This window comes from Acinetobacter sp. LF10, assembly GCF_048585715.1.
Lineage (GTDB): Bacteria > Pseudomonadota > Gammaproteobacteria > Pseudomonadales > Moraxellaceae > Acinetobacter.
This window is the reverse complement of sequence record NZ_CP184160.1, coordinates 1,326,570-1,336,820: the sequence shown is the minus strand read 5'-3', so window position 1 is coordinate 1,336,820 and position 10,251 is coordinate 1,326,570. Positions and strand designations below refer to the sequence as shown.

Here is a 10,251-nt window from a genome sequence, read left to right as displayed (position 1 = left end):
AATAAAAAAACTTTAAAATTATTGTTGTGGACACCTGCTTTGCGCAAATGCCCACATATTTAATCAATTCATTTTGAGCAATCGAAATTGCTTAATGAATATTAATTATTTACTTTGATTACAAACTCTAATACCGCACTTGTATTAGGTACAAGAGGTGTTTTCTCAGCAGCGATAGTACCTGTTGAACCATCAGTTAATGCAGCAGTTGAAGTACTCAATGTCGCATTTGTAGCTACTGGAGATGCACTTGCAATCACTTTCAAGGTTGTATATGCAGGCGTAGCATCGCTAATTACAACATTAGTTACGTCAGCATTACCTTCATTCGTTGCAGTAATTCTATACTTCACACATTCGCCTGGTTTAGCAGAAACTGTATTTTGAGTATAAGTACCAGCAACACCTGTTGAACAGTTTGCTAAAGATTGCTCTTTCACTAAACGCACTTGACCACTTGTAACAGTCGTTAAGTCAGTATTGACTAGATCAGCTACAGACTGACCACCAACAACAGTTGGTTTGATCGTCAATACAACTGCACTTGGTGTTCCAGCAGTTGCATTTGTTGGAGCTTGTACTTTGATGAGTAAGTTAACAGATGCACCACGAGCGATACTTCCAGATACTGCAGCAAGATCATTACCTGTAACCAACTCATTCGCATCAGCCACGCCATCATTGTCTAAGTCAACGAATAAGCTTGTTACCCAACCATTTGCAGCTTGGTCATTCGTAAGTGTAAACGGTAAGCTACCCGCTGTAGCACCTTCAACAATGTTACCGTTGTTGGTCAAGGTATGCTTGTAAACAACCGTACCACCTGGTGCAACTTGTCCAGTACGGTCATTTTGCAAGCTAAGGATACGATTAGTTTCAACTGTTACACGATCAGACATTACATCTGTTAAGCCAGTAGCTGGAGAGGAAACTTTAAAGATAACTTCTTGGTCACCTGCTGGAGCATTTGCTGGAGGCGTTACAACTGCAACAAGTTGAACACTACCACCACTTGGTATATTACCCGTATTCGTGATTGGAGCACCTGTTGGATTACCTGCACCATCAGCTAAGTAATATTGAACCGTCCAACCTGTTGGTAATGTAGGTGATATAGATAAATTATAGTTATCTCCAGTTGCACCTTTATTATCAATAGTTAATGGGAAGTTAGTTGCTTGGCCAGGTTTAGTTGATTTAGTATCAATAAATTGACCAGTATCTTTACCTGACGCGCCAACGACAGTACCAGTACTATTTGTTGCATCACCATTGTGTAAGTCAACTGTAGATGCAACAACTTTATCAATGACTAAAGCAATTGTATCTGTACCAGTAGAATTAGTAACAGGTGTTGAAGTTAAGATCGTGCTGATTGGCGTCGTAGAAGAATAACCAGAAGGCAGAGTTACTTTAGCAACAACTTGGTATGTAGCGCCACTTGCGATTGGACCAGTGTCTGCAACACCATCACCATTCGTATCAGTTAATGGCGTTACACCATCAGATTTGAATAATTCAACAATACTACCAGCTGGTAAAGAGTTTTTATTTACAGTGATGTTGAATGCTTCTGTAACATTACCAGTGTTATGTATAACGATTGGCTCACCACCACCCGCAGTAACACCAAAGGTAACTGGAGTACCTTGAGTTGTTGACTTAGTAATTACGTCATCAGCTGGAGCCGTAGAAGTTTGTCCATCAGCAAAGGCATCAGTTGTACTGTCGTTAATTGTACCTTTTTTAACACCTAACACTGTTACATCGTTCGGGTTAGATGGCGTTTTGCCTTCTGTACCCGGACCATCTGGATCCACTTCAGCGATGTTTGTAATGACACCAGCTGGAGTATTTTGGTTTACCCGAACTTTGAATTTCAATACACCGCTACTGTTTGCAGCAACTGTAGGAATAACTAATGTAGCAGTTCCTGAAGTGAAGTTATATCCATCAGTATCAGCTGCATCACTTACAGCAGTACCATTTACAGTAGCAGAACCAACAACATAGGTTAAACCAGCTGGAAGTACGTCTGTAATTGTAACGTTAGTTGCAGTCGTGTTACCAGTGTTCTGATAAGCTAAAGCATATTCAACTTCACGTGCCGCAGGGTTTGATAAAGTTGCATCTACATTACTAACACTTGCAGATTTTAATAAACTAATTACAGCGCCATTGGTAATTCGAACAGTATCAACATTTTTAGCAGTTACACTTGTATCAAAACCACTGATTGCTGAAACCGTTAACTTACCAAGATCACCAGCAGTAACGTTGTTGCTTGCTGTTGTTGCTTGTACGATTAAGTTAACAGATTCGCCTGCTGCTAAAGTTATGCTTGTTACAGGAGTTTGGCTATCTGGAACACCATCTTTGTTGGCATCAAGATAAACATTTAAACCACTGAAATCGAAATTATCAGTTGTGTTATCACGTGTATCATTATTGGCAACAGCTACGTTAAAGGTATCGCTACCATTACCTGTATTTGTTAATGTGTGAGATAAAGATACTTGACCATTCGCATTAGCAGTTTTAGTTTGATCAGCGATCAACGTGAAACTTGCTACTTGCAATACAGTCGTAGTAACTACGTTTGATGTCACAGTTTTATTAGAACCGTTGCTATCTGTATAGCTTGCAGATGCAATGTTACTAATATTCGTGCCCGCACTAGGAGCTGCTGCGTGTGCTGAAGGAAGGAAAGCTGCACCACCTGCAACAAATGCAATCGAAGCTGCTAATTGCGTTAGTTTTAAACGTTGAGTTTGATTTGACATTCGGAACTTACCCCTGTTGATTATTCAATGTCAGTTTGCTTAATTTTTGGTTTTGTCACTGTTAATGCGCGTTTGTGCTGATACGGTTACAGATTTCCCAGCAGGAAGTTCTGCGATCGTCCAACGTAATGCACGATAATCTTTCAGTGAAACATTCACCATTTGATTACCCTCTTTGCGTTTTAAAGGCATCGGGGCAAAAGTTTTACCATCTGTACTTGCTTGCGCGTTTTCTGGCTCAGATTTCGCCAAAAATAAAGTTTCAACTGGTATTGGTAACGTAGCAGCTAAGTTTTTAATTTTTCCAGATGTATTATTTGTATACGTTGCACGATACTCAATTACATCGTTTGGCTTTACTTTATTCACTAACTTAGCTACTGGCTTCCCATCAGTGCTTACACTAATGAGATAGGTTTTTAATTCTACAGATACAGGATCTTTTGCAACTTTAGTTTCAGCAGAAACGCCAACCGCCAAAATCAAACTAGCTGCACCAAGTAAACCTTTTTTCCAATTATCTTTTAAATGCATTTGATCTATTCCAAACCGAGTTACATAGACTTATATTTAGTTTAATCTAACAACTAAATTACTTCTCTTCGATGTAAAACACAACAACTTTATGTGTTTTTGTTGCTGAAAATCACATTTTTTGTAAAATTCACCTATCAATTCAAATAATAGCAACTTCCATACCAACTTCTTGTACAAAGCATGCCAAATCAATAATATTTTCGGCATACTTTATCTATAATTTACTTTTGCGACACACAGAACCTTAGAGTGCCTGAAGCTGAAGGATTTAATAACCCAGTCAAGCTCCATTCAAGATAATCACCAGAACGGCTTGTATTACAAGTATTTCCACTTGGTGTAAGCCTACAACTCATACTGCCAAAATTAGTACCAATTGGTAAACTATCTTTCACTTTTACGTTCTGTAATTTCTTGGTACTGTTATTTTTATAGGTGATTTCATACTCTAAATTATCTTGCTTAGCAGCCTGATTAGTCGTTACAAATGCGTTTGTATCGGAAGATGTTGAAGGACAACTTGCAACTGCACGAACTTTTTTTGTCAGTGTTAAACCAGCACTACCAATAAGTGTCACATCCTGACGTTTAAGCGTTTGCCCTAAAATCGTTTGTGACGGATTTGTCAGAGCAAATTGGTAACTTGCTTGAAGAGTTCCAATATGTTGTGCACCAGCAGTAACATTAGTTGGTACATGAACTCGCTGTACTAAACAAATATCAACACTTGGCTGTAGTAGAACAGTACTTGCAGCAGTTGGGTTAAATACAATTTCACCCATATCTACCTGACCATTACAGTTCGTATCTCGATAAACCAATGCCTGCCAAGGTTGATCAGCACTAGCATTTGGTTGTTGAGTCTGAGTCTGTAATAACTGAGTGAGTTGAACTGGGATTTGTGTGCTTAAACGGTGAGGATAGTCAGTGACATCTCCAGCAATAGCTGTATGCTGTCCATCTTCATTCAACACAACATTAACAATCACATCACCAAAATTATTTGCTGTATAGCTTGTCGCACTTGTCTTGGTTAAAGCAATAGTATCTGTTGAACGAGTGTAGCCCGTTGTGCCACTGACAGAAATATATTCAGGTAAATTCTGCTGAACAATACAAAATGATGATGGTAATAAGCTTTGTTCAATTGAGAAAGCATAATCACCATTTGCACTTGTCACTGTTGAAGCTAATTGTGTAGTACTACAGTTATTCAAACGAATTGTACTATTTGCAATCCCAACTTCACCTGCATCTTGTATGCCATTATATGCTTTACTCACATCTAATGTTGTTCCGCTATTATCAACAAATACTCGTCCAGTAATATCAACGTAAATAAGCTTAGTATTTGTAAAAGTACAGGTAATATTGGCGCCTTCTTTTATGCGAACAGCAGGAATCGTTACAATATTATTTACAAGCGTCCAAAAAGTACCTGTATTACCTGTTACACCGCTATTTGCATCTACACAGCTAACACCTGATAAGACATATCCTGCTAAAGCACTTTCTGTAAAAGAAACATCTGTATTCAATGTTTGCGCCCAAAGCTGTTGTGCAGAGGTTGCTGTGGTTCCTGCTGTGACTGTAGTTACAGAATCGGTGGTAACTGCTGTTGTACTATTTACAAGATTGCTAAGATTAATATAGTTAAACGTACCCGTCCCATTCACAGAGTTTTTAGCAATTTTAATTTTTGCACCATCTATAATGTTAATACTGACAGGAACACCTGTACCTGTGACTGTGTCATAGTTTGCAGTCGAACAATTCCCACTTAAAGACAAACCAATTGGTCCATAACCACCTGCGGAGTTTTCTGCATCCGACCCTGATAAATTGTAGGTATTACGATTGACGATACGATAGCTAATGCGATGATAACCAGCACTGAAGGCGGAAGCTGTGGTAACAGTTACACCACCTGCTGCCCATCCGTTTGTGCTCGCCACGACATTACCATCCACCATAATATATGCGCCATCATCCACGCCAACACTCGTATTTCCAATACAAACTGTTAATGTTTGCGAACTCGGAATATTGATCCCTGTGGTAAATTCCCAAGCACGGCGGTTATCGGCAGTCTGCATTGTAGGGAGTGATACCGTTCTTTCATCAGCTGCCCCCATATTGCCAATAATGCGTTGGATCATGGGTGCAGCGGTGCTGCTGGATGCCAAATAAACTGAGTCGCCGAGTGCTGGCCCACCATAGGAAAGATAAGCACCCGTCGGGCTAGCTTGGCTTGAAGGCCAAGCTGCTGCAAGTGAACTTCCCTGATTTACATTACTGCCTACAGGCGTACTTCCCCCAGTTCCTTCATAACCCACCCAAAAGGCACCATTGGTTGTTGACTCATTTTGCTGGTTGCTACCCCAAACCTTATACAGTGTTTCGCCTGCGCCGCTGCCCGGGTTAAACTCATCACTCGAGACTTTAACGGTCGCTTGCTGAGCAGTACCCAAAGAGGAAGCCGCTGTTGTGCTGTAACTCACAGATAATTGTTTTATAGCTCCATTCGCCACGCTCCCTAAAGGGCATGTCCAGTTGCTACCACTTTGGGCACATACCCCCCCACCAACAACACTTACACCCGTTACTGTCACACCAGTTTGCGGTGCAGAGACATAAGTCGCAATTGCATTGGTTGCATCGTTCGGCCCTTCATTTTTAATATTGATGGTTTGTGTACCAACTCGTCCTCGTACAATCGTTGGTAAATCAGGAGTAATTGTAAAACGAGCTTCCTTAACCGCTGGATCAGGTGTCGGGGCTACAATGATCGCATTGACTGAACTACTGACAGGCGTATTCGATGAGGTTGACTCTATTGTTGCTGTATTGGTTAACGTACCTGCTGCGGTTGCTGTACCCTGAATCGTGATTATACAGGTTGCAGTTGTTGCTCCCGTAAATAACCCAGAGACTTTCCAGCCTGCGGTATTATCGCCTGTTAATGTAGGAGTACAGGAGGTAGTAACAGGGCTTGAACCTCCTGTACCTTGTGTCGTAGCTGGTGTTCCGACAATAGAAACATTTTTTAAACTGACTGGGAGTGTGTCATTAAAAGGTAAATTTACAACTGTCCCACCCAATGTTGCACCTGATGGCGTATTGTTGGTAATTTCCAATTGATATTGCATTAATGAACCGAGAGGCACATTGTTCAACTGAGTTGATACAAATGTGCCTGTGTTGCCTACACGTTGACTTTTGACAAGGGCAATTGCACTATCAGCATCCATACTAGACATTCCGAAAAAGAATGTATCTGCGCCTGTATCACTCCATCCATCGCTACCACCGTCTCCCTTGATATAGGCATCAAAGACTAAAGTTTGTATACCTTTTCCTTTAATATAAATACTTCCACTCGCTCCTCCAGAATTAGAATTAGCTCCTTTTGTACTTGCATTATTTGTAATATCATTACCAATAACAGATAGTTCTTTACTACCTGCTATACGGCTTAATACTACAGGGGTATTACTACTCACTAATGTAAATTCAGCAGAAAAGCCTAAATTTCCAGAACCCCCTCCCATTCCTGCTGCCTGCAAAATAGGATTATTTACTGGTCGATTAAATTCTATCTTGATCTGCCCAACCCTTATTCTAGCAGTACTTGACAAATTCAAGCTGCCCGGTAAACTTGAAAACCCTGCTGTTTTTATATGTACAGTTACTCCATAATTCGCTGTAGTATCAGAGGAACTCGATCCAGCTCTAATTCCACCATTAGTACTCGGGCAATTCGATCCATTGACACAGCTAGTAGGCGCATTTTGTATGGATGCTGCAAACATATCATCACCACTAGCACCATATGAAACTAATGGCAAAATAACATTTGTAGCTGCTACTGTTGAATTAGTCCCGCTCCCACCTAGAGTTAAATTAGGTTTATTTGTCCCACTAGAGTAAGTAGCTTTATTATAGACTGACTCAGTAATTGTGTAGGTTGCTGTAGTCACAGGTGTATAAGCAGTACTATTATTATCACTTGGATTATTTGCATTTAATCTAAACGTTGTCGTTACTGGGCCAGCAGTTGGACCCTGCCCAGATCCAGAGCCTGAATAAATCTCAAGAGTTGGTGGAGCAGCCAATACAGCTTGACTACACATCAAACAAGTTAAGATAAACAAAACCAAAGTATATATATAACTAACTTTATGATTCATCATGCTGTAATTAGAGGTATTCTTTTTCATTTTTTGCTTACTGACCCACATAGCGCACCCCGAAATTAAATTCATAACTTTGGTTTGCAGCTACACTATTTAATGTTCCTGAAACCGCACCAGCATTACCAACTGTAGGAGCCGTCATACCACTACACGATGTGCAGATAGGTGATTGAGATAAAACTGTATATGCAGGCGTCATATCTCTAAAGGTAAATGCACTACTCATAGCAGTAGCACTTGTATTGGTTAAGATTACCTTGTACAAAACACACTGACCTTGGCCATTTGCTTGTTTACCGATATTTAGACTATTTGTTGTATATGACTCATCAGCTGTGCCATTACAATCAAAATCACGTGCTTGCAACTTACTCAGCTTCAATTGTGTCTGATTCACTGTGGTTACATCGGTAATTGATGCCACAACTTGACCATTAGCATTATTCGTTAAATTAATCGTGGTGGTATTCGCTTGGGCAATATTATTTGCTACAAGATTTTTAACCTGAAGCAATAATTTGACTTGAGTATGTGCTGCTAATTTTCCACCTGGCAAGTCAGCTAAACTTCTCATCACCAAATCCCCAGCATCAAAAACACCATTTCCATTTACGTCATAGAAAAGAGTGCTGTTAAACTCAACCTGATCGTTATTCGAAAGAAAACTGTAGTTCCCTGTATAATCAACATCAGTATTATTGGTTAAAAGATGACTATAAATGACAGTACCTAATGGTGAGACTTGTCCACGAGAATTTGGTGTGAATTCAACTTCAGCCACAGAATTGACACTTTGAATGGTAATCGCATCCTTAATAATATCTTGGCTAGGATTACTACTATTATTACCACTTACAAAACTTGTAGAAAGAGCGCGGAAATAGATCGGTGTAGTTACACTACCATTCAACTGATCCACTTCAACAACAGCACAGATTAACTGACTTTCACCATTATTCAGATAGATGGTTTTACCTGTTTCACTACCTAAGACACTACAGTTTGAACCATTTCCAGAAACATAAAAACGAACTCGGTTTACACCATTAGGTAATGTTAAGCTTGTAAAATCACTTGTTGAGTTCGCACTGAGTAAATATTCAGCTCCAATACCAGTATGACTCACTTTTAATGGAAATATTGCTTGCCCACCCGCAACAGGATTGATACTTGTTGATGCAATCACGGTTTTCCACGGATTACCAGCATTATCAACATTTCCATTACCCAAACCATTGTTTTCAGGACTATTCGTCAAATCAACTAAACGTGCTACCGTTGTGGCAAGTAAATTACCCTGATCTTTAATCAAACTTGTTTTGCTTATATCACCTAAAGACTGCGCTTGAGGTGAAACTTCGAATGTCGTATCAGTCGTTACAGCATAACTACTAGGTAAACGCACTTTAACAACGATTGGTAAATTTACGCCTGCTGATAATAAACCTGTATCAGGAATACCATCTCCATTGCTGTCTAATAATGGTGTTACGCCATCTGCACGATAAAATTCAATTTGGCTACCTGCCGGAAATGTACTACCTGTTATTGTTACATTAAATACATCAGTATTATTACCTGTATTCCAAACATAGTTATTAAACGTAAGCTCTCCACCCTGAGAAGCGGCAGAAGCTATAACCGTAGCACTATTGTTTACATCACTTGCGCTACCATTAATTTTGACAGCATAAATTGAAGCGACATTAAGTACAGCTATGTTACTGAGATCAGATATATTTGCAGTTGCTGCACTATTATCATGATCATACTGAAAATTAACGGTATTATTAATTGGTCCAGCAGTTACTTTATTTACTTTAACTTTAAATTCAATATAGCCAGTTGCATTTGCTGGTATTGAGCTAATGACCGCAGTTACAGTATTTGATGTCACACTGTAATTGATTCCTACTGGATCGTTACTCCCAGTACTCGGATTTACAGTTGCACCATTCCAATTCTCACCAGCATTTAGTTGATAAGCCAAACTTGAATTGAGTGTATCTGTTAAAGTTACAGAGCCTGTCGCTGTACTACCTAAGTTTTCATAATCCAAACGAACGGTAACAACGTCTCCATTTGCCACACTTGTTTGAGAAAACTTTTTACGAACAACCAAAGCAGACTGATTGGTAACAGTTGCTGTATCGACATTGGTCTTTGTTCCAGATGCACTATTTAAAGAATTTACAGTTAATGTTAATAATCCATTTTGATTAACCGTTGCACTACTCGGTACATTTGCCGCCACAATAAGACCAACTGACTCACCTGCACTTAAGGAATAAGAAGTAATCGCTGCGCCATCAGGCACGCCATCATTATCTTTATCTAAAAATACAGATAGATTACTGTAGTCATAACTATCTCCAGTATTATTTGTCACCGCAAAGGTATACTGGTCGACCTCATTACCCGTGTTAGTCAAAGTATGATTGAAATATACCGTCTGACCCGCTGCGACACTTTTAGTATTATTGGCAGTCAAATTAACAGAATAAACTGGAAGAATCGTTGTTTGAACTAAATTAGAACGGCTGACTTGAACAACGGTTGAGCCTTCTTCGGTGTACTCACCAATCGCCATATTGCTAATGATCTGGCGCGTAGGAACAGCAGCAGAGCTAGACTGATGCACTCCCAATAACGTAACCAACAAAATCCCAAAAGTGATCTTGCTATTGCGGAAATTTTCTAATTTATTGATTATATTCATCTTCTAGCATCCGCCT

Annotated in this window: 4 protein-coding genes; all 4 read right to left on the bottom strand. The window is 39.6% G+C overall.

Annotated elements, in window-relative coordinates; all coding sequences use genetic code 11:
* Window positions 1–101: 101 nt before the first annotated feature.
* The 4 genes from ACN19N_RS06400 to ACN19N_RS06385 all read right to left on the bottom strand — a co-directional run bounded on the left by ACN19N_RS06400 (window position 102) and on the right by ACN19N_RS06385 (window position 10,235).
* Complete coding sequence (locus ACN19N_RS06400) at window positions 102–2,783, bottom strand: beta strand repeat-containing protein (RefSeq protein WP_269228153.1); 2,682 nt, start codon at window positions 2,781–2,783, stop codon at window positions 102–104.
* A 39-nt stretch (window positions 2,784–2,822) separates the two neighbouring features.
* Complete coding sequence (locus ACN19N_RS06395) at window positions 2,823–3,317, bottom strand: hypothetical protein (protein WP_269228154.1); 495 nt, start codon at window positions 3,315–3,317, stop codon at window positions 2,823–2,825.
* A gap of 224 nt (window positions 3,318–3,541) precedes the next feature.
* Window positions 3,542–7,561: a beta strand repeat-containing protein gene (locus ACN19N_RS06390; protein WP_420002231.1), complete on the bottom strand. Its 4,020-nt coding sequence runs from the start codon at window positions 7,559–7,561 to the stop codon at window positions 3,542–3,544.
* Entirely contained in the window at window positions 7,548–10,235 is a 2,688-nt protein-coding gene (locus ACN19N_RS06385) for a hypothetical protein (protein ID WP_420002230.1), read from the bottom strand. Before ACN19N_RS06385 ends, ACN19N_RS06390 begins: the two co-directional genes overlap by 14 nt.
* Window positions 10,236–10,251: the final 16 nt, after the last annotated feature.

What these genes read in the sequence shown, in the direction of transcription:
- ACN19N_RS06385 (WP_420002230.1), bottom strand. Translation starts at nt 10,235, where the DNA reads ATGAATATAATCAATAAATTAGAAAATTTCCGCAATAGCAAGATCACT.
- ACN19N_RS06395 (WP_269228154.1), bottom strand. Translation starts at nt 3,317, where the DNA reads ATGCATTTAAAAGATAATTGGAAAAAAGGTTTACTTGGTGCAGCTAGT.
- ACN19N_RS06390 (WP_420002231.1), bottom strand. Translation starts at nt 7,561, where the DNA reads ATGTGGGTCAGTAAGCAAAAAATGAAAAAGAATACCTCTAATTACAGC.
- ACN19N_RS06400 (WP_269228153.1), bottom strand. Translation starts at nt 2,783, where the DNA reads ATGTCAAATCAAACTCAACGTTTAAAACTAACGCAATTAGCAGCTTCG.